Raw genomic sequence first — 19942 nt, forward strand, 5'->3', positions numbered from 1 at the left:
TCGCACGAACATCATCAATCAAATCGGCGTTCTTGTTTGTGTGTTTCCCGAGATTCCGTGAAGAACCTTTTTTTTGCCTGAAATAACTTCCGCCCGAACTTTTCCCACAACTCGTGCTGATATAAGCCACACCTCAAGTCCACTTCCTGTTGATATTTTTCAGCAACAGGCAACTAACCTTGGCGTATTAAAGTTGCACCAATAAAACGGGGCAACTTTGTTCATCACCAACTTCTATTCGAATGGATTCGAACATGCTGAAACCTACTGTCGGCCCGATCGTTGGCCACACAACAACTCATCAGGCGCGAATCTTTATTCGCGGCGGACTGCAACATAACACGGCCGTATTTGCCGGCATTCGTTACCGGCCATTGGATTCCAAACAATGGCAAACGGGCCGGTTTGTAAAGCTTGATTCAACTCGCGACATGACTGAGGTGCTGGTACTCGATCATTTGCAAGCCGACACCGAATATGAATACCAGACCGGCTGGTTCAGCCCGATGAGCCCCGTCCACACCGTCCACAGCGTGGCGGAGCTGCCGCTGCAATGGCCACGGGAAACGTATCGCCTGCGCACCCGCAGCCATCAGCCGTTACAGCCGCGTGCCTACATCCTTGGTTCCTGTCGCTACCTGCGCATGACCTCCGGCATCCCTGTCCTCCCGCATCTGGGCGACCGGATCTTCGCGTCCATCAGCCAATTGATCGAAGGAGCACGACCGGCAGTCAGCGCAATCATGATGTGTGGCGATCAGATCTACGCCGATGATTTGAACCTGCTCGCTCCTGACCGCGACTATGACGAGATCATTGCAAAGTATCGTGCGGCGTTTTCCCTGCCCAATATTCGACGACTGATGTCGGAGACTTCGACTTACATGATTCTTGATGATCATGAAATAGAAGATAACTGGCCCATGAACGCCAACACGTCCGACGAAACTCTCTATCGCAATGCAATGGCGGCTTACGATATTTATCAAGCCAGCCATAGCCCGATCTGTTCAACAACAACTAACGGCACTATCGATCGAACTTCTCTGACGCACTACTGGTATCAATTCAGTGACGGCGATATCGAATGGTTTGTAACGGACAGCCGAACTCGCCGCAACTTGTCGAACGACAACCGCCGCATCCTCGATGAAGAACAGGAACAGGCCTTGTGCAAGTGGCTGGTCGACAGCCCGGCGCGGGTCAAGTTCGTGGTCACCAGCGTCATGTTCTACCCCGACCGCAAACTGAACGGCAACGATGCCTGGGCGGGCTTCCCCGAACAGCGCCTGCGCCTGCTGGAGACCATCCGCAAGCATCGGCTCAAAAACGTTGTGTTCATTTCCGGCGATGTGCATGGTTCGCTGACCAGTCGCCTGAGCCACAGCGAAGACCCGGACTTTGAAGTACACACCGTCGTTTCCTCGCCGCTGAGCAACAGCAAACTGCTGCCCTACGCCACCGCCGCGACCTTCAGGCTCGACTCGCCACTGGCACAGACCGAGTCAGGCGAATACCGGCACGCGCTGACCAGTCAGGTCATCAGCCAGGACAACTTCGCGCACATGGTGGTCGAGGCCGGGCGGATCCAGGTCAACTACCACGACCGCGATGGCAAGCCTCTGCAATCGATCGATATTCCGTTGCGGTGAATCCAGCGGCAACGACCGTTCCGGATGCCAGAAGGCTCTGGAACGGGCATCACCACGCTTGAAAGCATTAGTTTCCGGCAAGCGCTGGAGAAATGTTCACTGCAGCCGACATATTCTTATAGCACTTGGCCTTCATGTCTCTTGTCAGTCAGTGCCGCAATGATGCAACCTTGCCGCAGGCAACAGTAAAGAGGGCGAGAGCCCGGCGCGTTCAGCAAATTTCCAAGCGAGTTCCCTTCATGAAGAGCCAACCCGATGCCGCCAGCCGTATGGTGGCCGAGGTAGTGACGCAGTTGCCTGTGCCCTCGCGGCTCGGCATGCTGCGTTTCGAGCGCTTGAATGAAGCCAGCTGGGCGATGCTGTTTCTCGATCCCAACTGCGAACGTCAGTTCGGCCAGCCCGCCGTCGAACTCTGCGCCCTGGTCGGCTCGCCCTACGCCAGCCTGATGGAGCCCGAAGCGCGCTATCAGCTGCATGACACGATCCAGCAGCAACTCGGCCAAAGTCCGCACTATCTGGTGCGCTACACCCTGCACACCGCCGCCGGCGCCCTGAGCATTCTTGAACTCGGTGAGGCCTACAAACAGCACAACCGTCACTTGCTGCGCGGTTACCTGCTGGCGGTCGACAACGTGTTCGACGAAGCACCAGCGCTGCCGTCCGTCGACCTGGAAACCCAGAACTCGCGCCTGCAAATCGCCCTTGAGCTCAACCAGCGTGCCCAGCAGGAGCAACTGCAGCATCTGGAGCGGGTGCGCGCCCAGCAGGATCTGATCCTGTTGCTGGCCCGCCAGCGCTACAGCAGCCAGAATTCCCTGCAAGAAGCCGCCGAACTGATCACGCGCTGCGCCTGCGACATCTATGAAATCGACTGCGCCAGCCTATGGAATCTGGAAGGCCAGAAACTGGTGCCGATCTCGGCCTACCACCGCGCCACTCAGGAATACATTCTGCCGGAGGCCATCGACGTCAGCGGCTTCCCCGATTACATGGAAGCGCTGCACAGCAGTCGCGCCATCGACGCGAACAACGCGATGCGCGACCCGCGCACCCGGGAGATGGCCGAGGCCCTGCGCCCCCGTGACGTCAACGCCATGCTCGACGCCAGCATCCGCGTCGACGGCCAGGTGGTCGGCGTGCTGTGCCTGGAGCAGACCGGCGTCACCCGCGCCTGGCAGTCCGACGAAATCGCCTTTGCCGGTGAACTGGCCGACCAGTTCGCCCAAGTCATCAACAATCACAACCGCCGCACCGCCACCAGCGCCCTGCACTTGTTCCAGCGCGCGGTCGAGCAAAGCGCCAACGCCTTTTTGCTGGTCAATTGCGACGGCGTGGTCGAGTACGTCAACCCGAGCTTCACCGCGATCACCCAGTACACCACCGAGGAAGTCCACGGCCAGCGCCTGGCGGAGCTGCCGGCCCTGGAAAACCTCAGCGAACTGTTGTTCGACGCGCCCTCGGCGCTGGCCAAGAGCAACAGCTGGCAGGGCGAATTCAAGAGCCGCCGGAAAAACCTCGAACCCTACTGGGGCCAGTTATCGATCTCCAAGGTGTACGGCGACAACCGTGAGCTGACGCATTACATCGGCATCTACGAAGACATCACCCAGTCCAAACTGGCGCAGCAGCGTATCGAACGTCTGGCGTATACCGACAACCTGACCAACCTCGGTAACCGGCCTGCATTTATCCGCAACCTGGATGAACGCTTCGCCCGGGACAGCGATACCCCGATCAGCCTGCTGCTGGTGGACATCGACAACTTCAAGCGGATCAACGATAGCCTCGGCCACCAGACCGGCGACAAACTGTTGATCAGCCTGGCCCGGCGCCTGCGCAACAGCCTGAGTTCCAGCGGCAGCCTGGCGCGGTTCGCCAGTAATGAATTCGCGGTGTTGCTCGACGACACTGACCTGGAGACCGGCCAACAGATCGCCAGCCAGCTGCTGATGACCCTCGACAAACCGATGTTCGTCGACAACCAGCTCATCAGCGTCACCGGCTCCGTGGGCCTGGCCTGCGCGCCGCTGCACGGCCGCGACCCGCAGACCCTGATGCGCAACGCCGGCCTCGCCCTGCACAAGGCCAAGGCCAACGGCAAACATCAGGTGCAGGTGTTCACCGAAGCGCTGAACGCCGAAGCCAGTTACAAACTGTTCGTCGAGAACAACCTGCGCCGCGCCCTGACCCAGAACGAGCTGGACGTGTTCTATCAACCCAAGCTGTGCCTGCGCAGCGGTCGGTTGCTGGGCATGGAAGCGCTGCTGCGCTGGAATCACCCGGAACGCGGCATGATCCGCCCGGACCAGTTCATCAGCGTCGCCGAGGAAACCGGCCTGATCATTCCGATCGGCAAATGGATCGCCCGCCAGGCCTGCCGCATGAGCAAAGCGCTGACCGCCGCCGGCATGGGCAAACTGCAAGTGGCGATCAACCTGTCGCCCAAGCAGTTCTCCGACCCGGATCTGGTGGCCTCGATCGCCAACATCCTCAAGGAAGAAGCCCTGCCGGCCAATCTGCTGGAGCTGGAACTGACCGAAGGCCTGCTGCTGGAGGCCACCGAAGACACTCACCTGCAGCTCGATCAGCTCAAGCGCCTGGGCCTGACCCTGGCCATGGATGACTTCGGCACCGGCTACTCGTCGCTCAGCTACCTGAAAAAATTCCCGATCGACATCATCAAGATCGATCGCAGCTTCATCCATGAAATCCCGGACAACCAGGACGACATGGAAATCACCTCCGCCGTGATCGCCATGGCCCACAACCTGAAGCTCAAGGTCGTGGCCGAAGGCATCGAGACCGCCGAGCAACTGGCGTTCCTGCGTCGCCACCGCTGCGACGTCGGCCAGGGCTATCTGTTCGACCGGCCGATTCCGGGCGGCGAGCTGATCCAGGCACTCAAGCGCTACCCGCGCGGCCCGCTCTGCCTCTAAATCCCATAATCCCCCCAACCCTGTGGGAGCGAGCTTGCTCGCGAAAGCGCTGGGTCAGTCACTGCAAATGTTGAATGGATCGCCGCCTTCGCGAGCAAGCTCGCTCCCACATTTGAATAGTGCGAAAACGGGCATCATTGGGCACACTGGTGGTCTGCTTATTTACATCCCATCCTGACTGAGAGGAACGATCATGGTTCTGCGCTCGGAAATTCTGGTGAACAAAAACGTGCTACCGACTAAAGAACAAGCTCTGCCTGGCCGCGAAACTCCGATGGCCCTGCCTGAAAAACACTTTGTGTTCGAAGACACGCCGCTGCTGGGCCCGTTTTTCGAAGACGTCGACTTCGCGATTTTCGGTCTGGGTTGCTTCTGGGGTGCCGAGCGTCGCTTCTGGCAGCGCGAAGGTGTGGTCAGCACCGTGGTCGGCTACGCCGGCGGCTACACGCCGAACCCGACCTACGAAGAAGTCTGCTCGGGCCTGACCGGTCACGCTGAAGTCGTTCTGGTGGTGTTTGACAAGGCCAAGGTCAGCTACGAAGAGCTGCTGGCGATGTTCTGGGAATTGCACAACCCGACGCAGGGCATGCGCCAGGGCAATGACATCGGCACTCAGTACCGCTCGGTGATCTATGCCACCACGCCGGAGCAACTGGAAACAGCGCTGAAGAGCAAGGCCGTGTATCAGGCCGAGCTGTCGAAGGCGGGTCTGGGTGAAATCAGCACCGAGATTGAACAGGCCCCGACCGTTTACTTCGCCGAGGCCTATCACCAGCAGTATCTGGCGAAAAATCCGGAAGGCTATTGCGGGATTGGCGGCACCGGCGTTTGCATGCCACCGAGCCTGGCGGGTAACTAAGCCCGCCCTGATCGCTCCCGCGCTACGCCTGATCGTTCCCACGCTCCGCGTGGGAATGCCTCAATGGACGCTCTGCGTCCGCTGTTGGGACGCGGAGCGTCCCGGGCTGCATTCCCACGCAGAGCGTGGGAACAATCGGTCAGCGATCAGCTCTCGGCGATCAACCAATCCATCTGCCACCCACCCTGGGTTTGTCCAAGTTTCTTGGACAGCCACGGCAGCAGCTCACGCAATTCTTCCTCCAGCCCCCACGGCGGATTGGCAATCGCCAGCCCGGAGCCGTTCAGGCTGTTCGGCGTATCCAGCGGATGCACCAGCAACTCGACCCGCAGCAACTTCGGCGCACCGGTGCCGGCCAGATCCTGATAGAAACGACGTAATGCGCGCTGGTCCTTCACCGGATACCAGATGGCCGCCACGGTCTGGCGCATCCGCGAGATCGCTTCTTTCAAGGAGGCCGCGCAACGCTGCATCTCGTCGAGTTTCTCGAACGGCGGATCGATCAGCATCACCGCGCGTTTCTCGGCCACCGGCAACAACGCCCGCGCCACATGCCAGCCCTCACCCAGATGCACGGCCACACGACGGTCGCCCTTCATGTTGTCCTTGAGCAGCACGCCGTCTTCCGGGTGCTTCTCGTTGAGCAACACCCGATCCTGAGAACGGGTCAGACGCCGCGCCAGTTCCGGCGAACCCGGGTAGTAGCGCAACTGGCCGTCCGGGTTCATCTCTTGCAGCACGTTCATGTAGTCGGCGGTCAGCGCCGGCAGATCCGGCTGATCCCACAACCGCGCGATGCCTTCCAGGTACTCGCCGGTACGGTTGGCCTGATCGCCCTGCAAGTCATACAGACCGATGCCGGCGTGGCTGTCGAGATAGGCAAACGGCTGCTCCTTGCGCGACATCAAGGCGATGAGACGGGTCAAGGTCAGGTGTTTGAACACATCGGCGTGATTGCCGGCATGGAAGGCGTGACGATAATTCATGGCTGCTCCTGCGAGGGCCGTGAAGTTTACCTTTTACCGGGCGGCAAGTCAGGGGCTCGCAGCTGAGTGGCGTCCCGCTGTGCTGATGATCGTTCCCACGCTCTGCGTGGTAATGCAGCCCGTGACGCTCCGCGTCGCATGGGGTATCAGCCCCAACTGCGGTGGACGCCTGGAACGCGGAGCGTCCCTGGAAGCATTCCCACGCGGACCGTTCGACGCCTCGACGTGGGAACGATCGAGTCAGAACGGCATGGCGCGTAGTCGCTTGCCAATCACATCCAAGACATCGCAGCCGTCACGCAGCGGAATCACACAGAGTTGGGCGAAGTCGCTGAGGATGACCGAGTCGCATTCGACCGAGCCGCGCATGCACATGTTTTCGAGGACCTGGATGACCGCGCGGATCCGGTAGTTGGCGGCGTCCATCAGGACATCGAGCGGGGCGTGGGTGTCGATGAACAGGGTGGGCATGTCGTTGCAGTTGCTGGTCAGCGCCATGAGGCGGTTGTTGGGGTGGGGGATGAAGGGCTCGTACGGTGGATCGGGTTTTAACGTCGACATTTATTGCACCTCGGCAGGTTAAGTGAAGCTGCCAACGACCTTCCTACAGGTTTGGGTGGCAGCTGTACGCGAGAGTAGGAAACTGAGGAACCCACCAAACTCAGCTACGCCGAAGCGTTCCCACGCACAGCCGCCGCGAACAATGTCATGGGCACGTTCAAGTGCCGCAATCAAAGAGCAGAGCGAATGCACGGCGAGTTTTCCAAGGGTTCCTACACCCTGTCACCACTCTCGCAGTGACAGCCAAAAGACTATCCCCGCACCACCGCGCCCACCAGTTCACGCAAACCGCCGCAACTCGCAGGAAACGTCCGAAGCCTTTGCCCGGAAATTTCACTCTGACTCGTCCCGCAAGTAGTCCAGCAATGCCGAAGCCGACGATTCGTCCGACGCCGTAACCGCAAAAAACCTGACAACCTTGCAGCGCAAGACATCGGCGGGAAACGCCTCGAACAACGCCGGCTGCTCCTCGCTCAACCACTGCAAGGCGTTGTTGATCCGGGCTTCATCGCCAAATTGCGCCAGCAGCTTTTCCGGCACCGTCCACCAAGGAAACTCCCGCCCCGAGACCCGCGCCCTGCCCCCGATCTCGACAGCCTGACCGTTGATCAAGCCTCGCGTGAGAACCGGCAGCAATTGGCCGGCCTCCACTTCGGACGACTCAAGGATCGGCAACAAAAACCGCCCATCCCAAAACCGGAAGAACACCGCTTTCCCGTCCGGCATCAGCACTTGGGTCAAACTGCGAAAGTGCTCGACCACCGCCTCAAGCCCCGCCGAAGAGACCGCCAGCCAGCCCCAGTCGCGAGACTCCGTGGTCGCCATCCAATCCAGAAACTCACTGCCCGCGTCGACGATTCCCACGTAGGGCATCACCGCATCCCACTCGGCATAGTTCGTTTCCGCCCAAACAGGGCTGGGTGCCGACGCAAACTTCGAGCGTTGCCAAACTTTGAACGGCTCGGCACTGCTCGCATTGCAGAAGATGGCGAAGAGTTGTTCAGCACTGTCAACGGGGTGGGCTTGAAGCCAATTTCTAACGGAATCGTCTCTCATAAACCTATAACTGCCTGCCATTCAATTTCATTCAAGCCACCCCATAAAGTTCGCAACCAATAAAAAAACAACCATCACTACGAAGCTTCCAATTGCTGATAAATACACATAGCGAATCAAACGCAACAAACCCTTCGGAAAACTCAGAAAGTCACTCTCATCCAACGCCCCCCCCTTGATTGCCCGAGATGGCATGAGCAGGTACGAGCCGATGCACGCCAACATGAAATAAGCACCTGTAACCCCACCACTCAAAGGCTTACGAACTAACACGCCTTGCGAATTACTGAGAAAACGAAAAATCGCCTCCATTCTGAATAGAACGAGATAGAACTGACCGACAACAGATATGAAAGCAAACCCAAAGAACATTCCGCCAAAAGTCAAAACGAACCAGATTTCATCAGCCCTCGTCATGTGCCGACTCCTTCATAAATGACCTCACCAACCTTTTCACCCAAAATCTCGCCGCCCACTCCCCCTCCAAAAGTTCCAGCCCCGACCAGAACCAATGAGCAAAGCACCCCACCTGTTCCTGCCGTACCCAAGCCAATGCCAACGCATACAAGAGAGCCCGCGATACCACCACCGAGACTTCCCCCAAATGCACCGGCAAATTTCGCCGTCTCGGTGAACTTCACTTTCCTGCAAGCTTCCTCCGTACCTAACCGGCAAGTCTCCCTGACCTTTAACCCCGAAGCCGTCGCCCCCAGACCAACTCCAACCCAACCACCTAACTTGATCACCTTGCTGGCCTTACTTACGCCTTGAATATGCGTTGCGTATCCAGGAATCTCACCCGCAATACCAGCCTTGCTCCAATGGTGAACGAGACTCCGGCTGGAAATACCCAACGTTTTTTTTAAGTTTGGATGATCGGGTAAACCAGCCGCTTTACGCACTAGCGGGCTAAGACTGCCATCGAGTTGCGCCATCAACTGTTTGCGCCTGGAAAAGAAATCAGCGCCCTGAAGTTTTCCGTGTTTTTCGAAGGTTTGCTTATGCAGTATCTCCAGCTCTTTCAGCGTCTTGCCAAGATTGTCCAGATGATTACTGAACATCGCCGAGCCGATCCCCACGGCCGTCGAACCCTGAGATAAAAACGACTGAATCTCACCGTGATGCCGCGCCATAAACTCAGCCTCCGCATCACTCATTGGCGCCAGCGCCGCATCAACCTTCTGCGCCGCCTCCATCAATAAGGCTTCTTCGCGCGTGCACTGCGTATTACGTGGATCACTCAGGACAATAAGTTGACCGGGTTTTGCGTATTGAGTGAGTTGTGGATTAAGACTGCGGAATTTATCCAGCACGGCAGAATCCGGCTGCGGGAACAACATTGATTCAAGCGCTGCCCGAGACATTCCCTGTTCAACAATATGAAAGCCCGGCTCAACGCTGGAAGGCGTTGGCCGGGCCGAAGGCTTTGGGGAGTGAGTCAAGCTGTTCGAGGGCAGAGTCGGAGTTGGGCACACACCCTCCTTACAGCGCTCGCATTCTTCACAGAACGGCGCGTCTCCCTTAAGGCTCATGATTTGCGCGGCAGTCAGAATCGCAGCCGGCGCTGCCACCAGTTTTTCCGGCAACCCCGGCACGGTCGGCGCCGCGCTCATCGCCGCCATCGGCGCACCACCCACCACAATCGGCACGCTACTGAAAATCCCGCCAGGGCCAATGTTGATCCACTGCCCGCCCGCCTGAATCGTCGCGCTCGCCCCACCGTCGATCACCACTTGCTGGCCGGCGCTGACGTGGAATTGAGCGCTGGCGTGGATCGCCTGATTACTCACGCGGATGTGCCGATCGCCGGTCACCGTGAGGTGGTCGTCCTGCTTCACTTCGGTCTGGCGCTGACCGTGGGTGATGCGCTGCTCATCGGCTTTATGTTCATGCTTGGCGAGACCGGTGACGACGACACTGCGCTGGTTATCCACCTGCACCTGCTGATCGTTCAGCACATGCTGGGTCCAGTTTCGCTGGGCGCGCAAGTAGATTTCCTCGGCGCCTTTGCGATCTTCGATGCGCAATTCGTTGTAACCGCCACCACCCGGACTGCTCTGACTGCGGAAAATGCTGCGGGTCTTGTCGGCCGGCAGGTCCAGCGGCACGGGTGTTTCGGCGTTCGGCAGGCAACCCATGACCAACGGTTTGTCGGCATCGGAATCAATAAACCCCACCAGTACTTCCATGCCGACCCGCGGAATCAGCACGCTGCCATAACGGTCATGCGCCCAACCGCTGGCGACCCGCAGCCAGCAACTGGAATGCTCGTTCAGTTCGCCGTCGCGATCCCAGGCCAGTTGCACCTTGACCCGACCGTACTCGTCGCAATGGACTTCACTGTCTTTCGGGCCGGTTACCACGGCCGGTTGATAGCCGAGCATCCGAGGCTTTTCCGGGCCCATCGGCGGGCGAAAGAACACGTCCCATGGCGTGGCGAGAAAGGTATTACGGTAACCCTGGAATTCGTCGCCATCGCTGGTGACCGATTCCTCCAGCACTTGCGGCTGTCGTCCATGGTGTTCGATAGCGGTCAGCAGCCAGAGGTCATTCAAATCCTGGCGCGGATGCTCGCTCAGTTGCAGGAAATGTCCGCTGACCAAGGAGGATTGATCGCTGCGACCCTCGGCCTGACGGTAGTCGGCGAGATGTCGCTCAAGCGTGCGCTGGGCCTGCTGCCTGCCGGTTTCGCGCTCGGTGAACCGGCCAGGAAAGTGGTAATCCTCGAGCACCGGGCGCTGTTCGCTCTCGGCGCGACTTTGCAGCGCCAGCCGGGGCTTGGTGAAGTCGTAATCACGCCGGGTGACCACGCTGGTGCGGGTTTCCACGCGCACGGTGAAGCGTTTGATCGCCGGTGCCGCCGCAGCCATGCCGCTGCCCGGCAGGTACAGGGTCGGCTCGGCCAGACGCGGAAACACCGTTTGATCGTCGCCGAACACCATCAGATGCCCGTCCGGGCTGTGCTGAAAATGGAAATGAATGCCCACTTCGGCACACAGGCGCTGAATGAAGGCGAGATCACTCTCGGCGTACTGCACGCAATATTCACGGGGCGGATAATCGCTGCCGAGGCGAAATTCGAAGGCATCGCGCAGGATCGCGTGATCCTTGAGGATCTGCGTCACGATCTGCGGCACGCTTTGGTGCTGGAAGATTCGCTGATTGATCCGGTGACCGAGATAGGCCAGGCGCGGAACAAGGCTGATGTGATAGCGGGTCAGACGCTTGCCGGAATCCCCCTGCCCGACCCGATAGATCTGACCGTGGATACCGGAACCGCCTTCATCAAAACTCAGAAACGCCTGACAGTGCAGCAGGCTTTCCAGATCCAGATCCGGCCGTTCACTGACCAGTTCCAGGTCAAAGCGAAAGGGTTGGCTGATGGCTTCCTTGCCCGTGAACTCAAGGACTTTGAGGTCAAATTGGGCGCCTTCGACGGTCAACGTGAAACGCGGTTGATTGGCAGGCGCGAACATCCGATGTCTCTCTGCAGATTGAGGGCGGGCGATTCTGCATGAGGGGCAAGGAGTGCAGGTTGGGTGACCGGAAAATCAGATTTTCCCTACTTGAAACTTCACTTTCCCCTTCAAAAATTGGCGCTTTCAACTACAGACATTTCCCTCAACAACATCACCAATCCCTGTGGGAGCGAGCTTGCTCGCGAATGCGGTGTGTCAGAAAAACAGATTTGAATGACAGGACGCCTTCGCGAGCAAGCTCGCTCCCACAGGGTTCTCGGTGTTTTCAAAGAACTTGCAGACAATAAAAAACGGCCCGTTTCCTGGCAGGAAACGGGCCGTTCTTTTGTGAGCTTCAGCTCATTCCCATCACTTGTTCAGATGGAAATCCTTCTCGGCCGCTTCAAAGCGCTGAACCATGCCAACGCTCGGCTGGCCCATCAGGCTGACCAGGTAGATTGCCAGGCTGGCGAAGATGAAGCCCGGGATGATTTCGTACAGACCCAACAGTTCGAAATGCTTCCACACGATTACGGTGATCGCGCCGACCAGAATGCCGGCCAGTGCGCCGTTTCGGGTCATTTTTTTCCAGATCACCGAGATCAGCACTACCGGGCCGAAGGCTGCACCGAAACCGGCCCAGGCGTAGGACACCAGACCCAGTACGCGGTTTTCCGGATTGGCGGCCAGAGCGATGGCGACCAGGGCGACCAGCAGCACCATTGCACGACCGACCCACACCAGTTCAACCTGGGAAGCGCTCTTGCGCAGGAAAGCCTTGTAGAAGTCTTCGGTCAAGGCGCTGGAACACACCAGCAACTGGCAGCTCAGGGTGCTCATCACTGCCGCGAGAATCGCCGACAACAGCACGCCCGCAACCCACGGGTTGAACAGGATTTTCGCCAGTTCGATGAATACGCGCTCGTGGTTTTCGGTCACTGGACCCGCCACTTCCGGGTGCGCCGAGAAGTAAGCGATACCGAAGAAGCCCACGGCCACGGTGCCGCCCAGGCACAGGATCATCCAGGTCATGGAGATGCGACGGGCGTTGGCGATGGATTTCACCGAATCAGCGGCCATGAAGCGCGCCAGGATGTGCGGCTGGCCGAAGTAGCCCAGACCCCAACCCATCAGCGAGATGATGCCGATGAAAGTGGTGCCCTTGAGCATGTCGAAGTTGCTCGGGTCCTGCGCCTCGATGGCCAGGAACGTGGTATCCACGCCACCGGTAGCCAGCAGCACGATGATCGGGGTCAGCAGCAGCGCGAAGATCATCAGGGTGGCTTGCACGGTGTCGGTCCAGCTGACCGCGAGGAAACCGCCGACGAAGGTGTAGGCAATTGTCGCCGCAGCACCGGCCCACAGCGCCGTCTCGTAGGACATGCCGAAGGTGCTTTCGAACAGGCGGGCGCCGGCCACGATGCCGGAAGCGCAGTAGATGGTGAAGAACACCAGAATCACGACTGCGGAAATGATCCGCAGCAGACCGCTCTTGTCTTCGAAACGGCTGGAGAAATAGTCCGGCAGGGTCAGCGCATCGCCGTTGTGTTCGGTTTGAACACGCAGACGACCGGCGACGAACAGCCAGTTCAGGTAGGCACCGACGATCAGGCCGATGGCGATCCAGCTTTCGGACAGGCCGGACATGTAGATGGCGCCCGGCAGGCCCATCAGCAACCAGCCGCTCATGTCGGAAGCGCCGGCGGACAATGCCGTCACCACGCTGCCCAGGCTGCGGCCGCCCAGAATGTAATCGGAAAGGTTGTTGGTGGAGCGATAGGCCATGAAGCCGATCAGCACCATTGCTGCGATGTAGATCACGAACGTGATCAGGGTTGGGTTGCTTGCGCTCATTACGTACGTGCCCTGGCTTTGTTTTTATTTAGCGGCGGCGGTTGCACCGTTTGCAGACTGACGTCTGACAGACGATTCGCACGGCCACGCATTTATGACCAATGTTTCCCCAGGAAAGCCATTGGCCGGTGCGCAGGGTTTCCCCGGTTGCACCTTGGGCGCGAATCCTATGCAACAAAGCAAAACAGGTGCAACCAGTTTCTGGAGAATAAGTTGCACCCAGTCGGATTTATCCTGCGGAAGTCGCTTTTTGCTCCCTTTTAACGCAGTCACAGCGCTTTTCTAGAAGCAAAAGCACCAAGCAGGAGCAGCACTTTCGTACCAGAAATTATTTCCTGACGAGTTGCAGAATATTCCGACAAAAAAGGGTTGCACCCGGTTGCACCTCTTTCGGCTCGCGGCTAATCTTGCCGCCAGCTGTTGTCGCGCAACTGCGGCACCTATGAGGATAAAAATATGGCTACCACCACCCTTGGGGTCAAACTTGACGACCCGACCCGCGAGCGCCTGAAGGCTGCCGCAACCTCGATTGATCGCACACCGCACTGGCTGATCAAGCAGGCAATTTTCAATTACCTGGAAAAACTCGAGGGTGGTGCAACCCTGACCGAGCTGAACGGTTTGACCGCCAAGGACGCCGACGACGCGGGCGAAGTCCACACCGATCACGCTCACCAATGCTTCCTCGAATTTGCCGAAAGCATCCTCCCGCAATCGGTGCTGCGCGCCTCGATCACCGCCGCTTACCGTCGCCCCGAGCCGGAAGTGGTGCCGATGCTGATCGAGCAGGCTCGCCTGCCGGCACCGATGGCCGAAGCCACCAACAAACTCGCTGCAACCATTGCGGAAAAACTGCGTAACCAGAAGAGTGCCGGTGGTCGTGCAGGCATTGTTCAGGGCCTGCTGCAGGAATTTTCCCTGTCGTCCCAGGAAGGCGTGGCGCTGATGTGCCTGGCCGAAGCGCTGCTGCGTATTCCGGACAAGGGCACTCGCGATGCGCTGATCCGCGACAAGATCAGCACCGGCAACTGGCAGCCGCACCTGGGCAACAGCCCGTCGCTGTTCGTCAACGCGGCGACCTGGGGCCTGCTGCTGACCGGCAAACTGGTCTCCACCCACAACGAAGCCGGCCTGACTTCGTCCCTGAGCCGCATCATCGGCAAGAGCGGCGAGCCGATGATCCGCAAGGGCGTCGACATGGCCATGCGCCTGATGGGCGAGCAGTTCGTCACTGGCGAAACCATCGCCGAAGCCCTGGCCAACGCGAGCAAGTTCGAAGCCAAGGGTTTCCGTTATTCCTACGACATGCTCGGTGAAGCGGCGCTGACCGAACACGACGCCCAGAAGTACCTGGCCTCGTACGAACAAGCCATTCACTCGATCGGCAAAGCGTCCCACGGCCGTGGGATTTATGAAGGTCCGGGCATCTCGATCAAACTGTCGGCCCTGCACCCGCGTTACAGCCGCGCCCAGTACGAGCGCGTGATGGACGAGCTGTACCCGCGCCTGCTGTCGCTGACCCTGCTGGCCAAGCAATACGACATCGGCCTGAACATCGACGCCGAAGAAGCCGACCGCCTGGAGCTGTCGCTGGATCTGCTTGAGCGCCTGTGCTTCGAGCCGCAACTGACTGGCTGGAACGGCATCGGTTTCGTGATCCAGGCCTATCAGAAACGCTGCCCGTATGTGATCGACTACGTGATCGACCTGGCTCGCCGCAGCCGTCATCGTCTGATGATCCGTCTGGTGAAAGGCGCGTACTGGGACAGCGAAATCAAGCGCGCCCAGGTCGAAGGCCTGGAAGGCTATCCGGTCTACACCCGCAAGGTGTACACCGACGTTTCCTACATCGCCTGCGCCCGCAAACTGCTGTCGGTACCGGAAGTCATCTACCCGCAGTTCGCCACGCACAACGCCCACACGCTGTCGGCGATTTATCACATTGCCGGTCAGAACTATTACCCGGGCCAGTACGAATTCCAGTGCCTGCACGGCATGGGCGAACCTTTGTACGAGCAGGTTGTAGGCAAAGTTGCCGAAGGCAAGCTGAACCGTCCGTGCCGTGTGTACGCTCCGGTCGGCACCCACGAAACCCTGCTGGCGTACCTCGTACGTCGTCTGCTGGAAAACGGCGCCAACACCTCGTTCGTCAACCGCATCGCCGACCAGTCGATTTCGATTCAGGAACTGGTGGCCGACCCGGTTGCGCAGATCGAGCAGATGGCAACCGTGGAAGGTGGTTTCGGCCTGCCGCATCCGCGCATTCCGCTGCCGCGTGACCTGTATGGTTCCGAGCGCGCCAATTCCAGCGGCATCGACATGGCCAACGAACATCGTCTGGCATCGCTGTCCTGTGCCCTGCTGGCCACCGCGCACAACAACTGGAAAGCTGCGCCGATGCTCGGTTGCGCCTCCAGCAACGAAGCGCCCGCACCGGTCCTGAACCCGTCCGATCTGCGTGACGTGGTCGGCCATGTGCAGGAAGCCACGGTCGAAGACGTCGACAACGCAATCCAATGCGCCCTGAACGCCGCCCCGATCTGGCAGGCCACCCCGCCGGCCGAGCGCGCCGCGATTCTGGAACGTGCCGCTGACCTGATGGAAGGCGAGATCCAGCCGCTGATGGGCCTGCTGGCCCGCGAAGCCGGCAAGACCTTCGCCAACGCCATCGCCGAAGTCCGCGAAGCCGTCGACTTCCTGCGTTATTACGCGGTGCAGGCACGCAACGATTTCAGCAACGACGCCCACCGCCCACTGGGCCCGGTGGTCTGCATCAGCCCGTGGAACTTCCCGCTGGCGATCTTCAGCGGTCAGGTTGCTGCCGCACTGGCTGCCGGTAACCCGGTGCTGGCCAAACCGGCCGAACAGACTCCACTGGTCGCCGCACAAGCCGTGCGCCTGCTGCTCGAAGCCGGGATTCCGGAAGGCGTGCTGCAACTGCTGCCGGGTCGCGGTGAAACCGTCGGCGCCGGTCTGGTGGGTGACGAGCGCGTCAAGGGCGTGATGTTCACCGGTTCCACCGAAGTCGCGCGCCTGCTGCAACGCAACATTGCCGGCCGCCTCGACAACCAGGGCCGTCCGATCCCGCTGATCGCCGAAACCGGTGGCCAGAACGCGATGATCGTCGACTCTTCGGCTCTTACCGAACAAGTAGTGATCGATGTGGTGTCGTCGGCCTTCGACAGCGCCGGTCAGCGTTGCTCGGCCCTGCGTGTCCTGTGCTTGCAGGAAGATTCCGCTGATCGCGTCTTCGAAATGCTTAAAGGTGCGATGGCTGAAAGCCGTCTCGGCAACCCGGAGCGTCTGTCCGTGGACATCGGCCCGGTGATCGACGCCGAAGCCAAGGCTGGCATCGAGAAGCACATCCAGAGCATGCGCGACAAAGGTCGCAACGTGTACCAGGTGGCCATCGCCGATGCCGAGGAAGTCAAACGCGGCACCTTCGTCATGCCGACCCTGATCGAGCTGGAAAGCTTCGACGAGCTGCAGCGCGAGATCTTCGGCCCGGTGCTGCACGTGGTGCGCTACAAGCGTAAAGAGATCGACCAGTTGATCGCCCAGATCAACGCCTCCGGCTACGGCCTGACCCTCGGCGTGCATACCCGCATCGACGAGACCATCGCCAAGGTGATCGACAACGTCAACGCCGGTAACGTCTACGTCAACCGCAACATTGTGGGCGCCGTGGTCGGCGTCCAGCCGTTCGGTGGCGAAGGCTTGTCGGGTACCGGCCCGAAAGCCGGTGGCCCGCTGTACCTGTACCGTCTGCTGTCGACGCGTCCTACCGACGCCATCGAACAATCTTTCGCTCGCGGTGATGCTGCCGTGGCGCCGGACGTTCGTCTGCGTGACGCCATGAGCAAACCGCTGACTGCCCTGAAAGCCTGGGCCGACAGCAACAAGTTCGCCGACCTGAGCACCCTGTGCGTGCAGTACGCAGCGCAGTCGCAAAGCGGTATCACCCGCGTACTGGCCGGCCCGACCGGCGAAAAGAACAGCTACGCGATCCTGCCGCGCGAGCACGTGCTGTGCCTGGCGGACATCGAAGGTGATCTGCTGACTCAACTCGCGGCGGTACTGGCGGTGGGTGGTTCGGCTGTCTGGCCGGAATCCGACACCAGCAAGGCATTGTTCGCACGCCTGCCGAAGGAGATTCAGGCGCGGATCAAACTGGTTTCCGACTGGAACAAGGACGATGTGGTGTTCGATGCGGTTCTGCATCACGGCCACTCCGACCAGTTGCGGGCGGTCTGCCAGCAGATCGCCAAGCGTGCCGGCGCCATCGTCGGGGTTCAGGGCCTGTCCCAGGGCGAGACCAACATTGCGCTGGAGCGTCTGGTGATCGAGCGTGCGCTGAGCGTCAATACCGCGGCAGCGGGTGGTAACGCCAGCCTGATGACCATCGGCTAATCCTCGCGCGATCGTTCCCACGCTCCGCGTGGGAATGCCTCAAGGGACGCTCCGCGTTCCAGCCGCGCTGCCAATTTCAAGTCTGGCACCGATGGGACGCGGAGCGTCCCGGGCTGCATTCCCACGCGGAGCGTGGGAACGATCGCACACCAATATAGAAATGGGCGCCCTCACCGGCGCCCATTTTTTTGGCCTCTCCATCACCGTCATCAATCTTCCTGTTCAGTCTTTATTCGCACGCCTAGACTCGGCCCATTCCAAAAAAAGGTAGGCCGCCATGTCCGAGACGCTGCTCAGTTCCCGCAATCTGGCTTTCGAGCTGTACGAAGTCCTCGATGCCGAGGGCCTGACCCGGCGTGAGCGGTTTGCCGAGCACAACCGCGAAACCTTCGATGCCGCCATCGGCACGGCGCGCAACATCGCCGAGAAGTACTTCGCACCGCACAACCGCAAGGGCGATGAGAACGAGCCGCGCTACGAGAACGGTCAGGCGATTCTGATTCCCGAGGTGAAACCGGCGGTGGATGCCTTCCTCGAAGCCGGATTCCTCAACGCCGCGCGCAGTTTCGACGCCGGCGGCATGCAACTGCCTACATTGTTGTCCCAGGCCTGCTTCGCTCACTTTCAGTCGGCCAACGCCGCTTCGACCTCCTATCCGTTCCTGACCATGGGCGCGGCCAACCTGATCGAAAGTTTCGGCACCGAAGAGCAGAAGCAGCGCTTCCTGCAACCGATGATCGACGGCCGCTTCTTCGGCACCATGGCCCTGACCGAACCCCATGCAGGCTCGTCGCTGTCGGATATTCGTACCCGTGCCGAGCCGGCGTCCGACGGCACTTATCGACTCAAGGGCAACAAGATCTTCATTTCCGGCGGCGATCACCCGCTCTCGGAAAACATCGTACACATGGTGCTGGCCAAGCTGCCGGATGCGCCGGCCGGGGTGAAGGGGATTTCGCTGTTTATCGTGCCCAAATTCCTGGTCAACGATGACGGCAGCCTCGGCAAGCGCAACGACGTGCTGCTGGCCGGGCTGTTTCACAAGATGGGTTGGCGCGGAACGACCTCGACTGCGCTGAACTTCGGCGATAACGGCGAATGCGTCGGCTATCTGGTTGGCAAGCCGCATCACGGTTTGAGCTACATGTTCCAGATGATGAACGAGGCGCGGATCGGCGTCGGCATGGGCGCGGTGATGCTCGGTTATGCCGGTTATCTGTACTCGCTGGAATACGCTCGCGAACGTCCGCAAGGCCGGGTACCGGACAGCAAGGACCCGACGACGGCGCCGGTGGCGATCATTCAGCACGCGGACGTCAGACGCATGCTGCTGACGCAAAAATCCTACGTCGAAGGTGCGTTCGATCTCGGCCTGTATGCGGCGCGACTGTTCGATGACACCACCACGCTGGAAACCGAAGCCGAGCGCAAGCAGGCTCACGAGCTGTTGGATTTGCTGACGCCGATCGTCAAATCCTGGCCGTCGGAGTTCTGCCTGAAAGCCAACGAACTGGCGATCCAGATTCTCGGCGGCCACGGTTACACCCGCGAATACCCGGTGGAGCAGTACTACCGCGACAACCGCCTGAACCCGATCCACGAAGGCACCCACGGCATTCAGTCGCTCGACTTGCTGGGACGCAAACTGGCGCAGAACGGTGGCGCCGGACTCAAGCACCTGATGCGCCTGATCGCCGACACCGCCGAACGCGCGACGGCGTATGAATCGTTGACCGCACTGCGTGAGCCTTTGGAGAAACTGGTGGCGCGCCTACAGAGCGTGACCATTGGTCTGCTTACCGACCTGGCCCAGGGCAAGGTCAACAGCAGCCTGGCGAATTCGGCGCTGTACCTGAAAGTGTTCGGGCATGCAGTGATCGGCTGGCGCTGGCTGGAACAGGCGATTCGCGCCGAGGAAGGGTTGGCCAAGGGCAATGCGGCGGATGTCGACTTCTATAAGGGCAAGTTGCAGGCGGCGCGGTATTTCCTGACGTGGGAAGTGCCGGGGTGCCAGCATGAGCTGGCGTTGCTGGAGGCGCGGGATGATACGTGTCTGGCAATGCAGGATGCGTGGTTCTAACCCCTAACCATGATCGTTCCCACGTCGAGGCGTCGAACCGTCTGCGTGGGAATGCCTACTCTGACGCTCTGCGTCACGATCTTGAGGGAA

10 protein-coding genes and 1 pseudogene are annotated in these 19942 nt (G+C 59.9%); 5 read left to right on the forward strand and 6 right to left on the reverse strand.

Annotated features, from left to right (window positions below; all coding sequences use genetic code 11):
* Positions 1-254 precede the first annotated feature (254 nt).
* From MKZ87_RS26730 to msrA, 3 genes are all read left to right on the forward strand, one after another.
* A complete protein-coding gene (locus tag MKZ87_RS26730) occupies positions 255-1652 on the forward strand; it encodes an alkaline phosphatase D family protein (protein WP_266202158.1) in 1398 nt (465 codons plus the stop codon).
* A 239-nt stretch (positions 1653-1891) separates the two neighbouring features.
* Positions 1892-4588 carry a putative bifunctional diguanylate cyclase/phosphodiesterase gene (locus MKZ87_RS26735; RefSeq protein ID WP_085701071.1) on the forward strand — a complete coding sequence of 899 codons (2697 nt, stop codon included), beginning with the start codon at positions 1892-1894 and terminating at the stop codon, positions 4586-4588.
* 193 nt (positions 4589-4781) lie between these two features.
* On the forward strand, positions 4782-5447 hold the full coding sequence (gene msrA, locus MKZ87_RS26740; RefSeq protein ID WP_085701072.1) for a peptide-methionine (S)-S-oxide reductase MsrA: 666 nt from the start codon (positions 4782-4784) through the stop codon (positions 5445-5447).
* Positions 5448-5593: 146 nt separating this feature from the next.
* On the opposite strand, the gene MKZ87_RS26745 is transcribed toward msrA, so the two are convergent.
* From MKZ87_RS26745 to putP, 6 genes and pseudogenes are all read right to left on the reverse strand, one after another.
* Positions 5594-6433 carry a 23S rRNA (adenine(2030)-N(6))-methyltransferase RlmJ gene (locus MKZ87_RS26745; RefSeq protein WP_266202159.1) on the reverse strand — a complete coding sequence of 280 codons (840 nt, stop codon included), beginning with the start codon at positions 6431-6433 and terminating at the stop codon, positions 5594-5596.
* Between the two features lie 240 nt (positions 6434-6673).
* Positions 6674-6994 (reverse strand): hypothetical protein, encoded by a 321-nt coding sequence (locus MKZ87_RS26750; protein WP_227234216.1) that lies wholly within the window; start codon positions 6992-6994, stop codon positions 6674-6676.
* Between the two features lie 333 nt (positions 6995-7327).
* Entirely contained in the window at positions 7328-8050 is a 723-nt protein-coding gene (locus tag MKZ87_RS26755; RefSeq protein WP_266202160.1) for a DUF4123 domain-containing protein, read from the reverse strand.
* Between the two features lie 27 nt (positions 8051-8077).
* Positions 8078-8467, reverse strand: coding sequence for a hypothetical protein (locus tag MKZ87_RS26760; protein WP_266202161.1), 390 nt, complete (start codon positions 8465-8467; stop codon positions 8078-8080).
* A gap of 1052 nt (positions 8468-9519) precedes the next feature.
* Positions 9520-11526, reverse strand: a pseudogene (locus tag MKZ87_RS26765) (type VI secretion system tip protein VgrG); the annotation flags it as partial.
* Positions 11527-11877: 351 nt separating this feature from the next.
* Entirely contained in the window at positions 11878-13362 is a 1485-nt protein-coding gene (gene putP, locus MKZ87_RS26770; protein ID WP_085701076.1) for a sodium/proline symporter PutP, read from the reverse strand.
* A gap of 456 nt (positions 13363-13818) precedes the next feature.
* Here putP and putA point away from each other — a divergent pair, with 456 nt between their 5' ends.
* Together putA and MKZ87_RS26780 are read left to right on the forward strand one after the other, a co-directional pair.
* Entirely contained in the window at positions 13819-17772 is a 3954-nt protein-coding gene (gene putA / locus MKZ87_RS26775; RefSeq protein ID WP_266202162.1) for a trifunctional transcriptional regulator/proline dehydrogenase/L-glutamate gamma-semialdehyde dehydrogenase, read from the forward strand.
* A gap of 277 nt (positions 17773-18049) precedes the next feature.
* On the forward strand, positions 18050-19852 hold the full coding sequence (locus MKZ87_RS26780; protein ID WP_085704993.1) for an acyl-CoA dehydrogenase: 1803 nt from the start codon (positions 18050-18052) through the stop codon (positions 19850-19852).
* Positions 19853-19942 lie beyond the last annotated feature (90 nt).

Origin of the sequence: Pseudomonas sp. MCal1 (assembly GCF_026341415.1) — a bacterium.
GTDB lineage: Bacteria > Pseudomonadota > Gammaproteobacteria > Pseudomonadales > Pseudomonadaceae > Aquipseudomonas.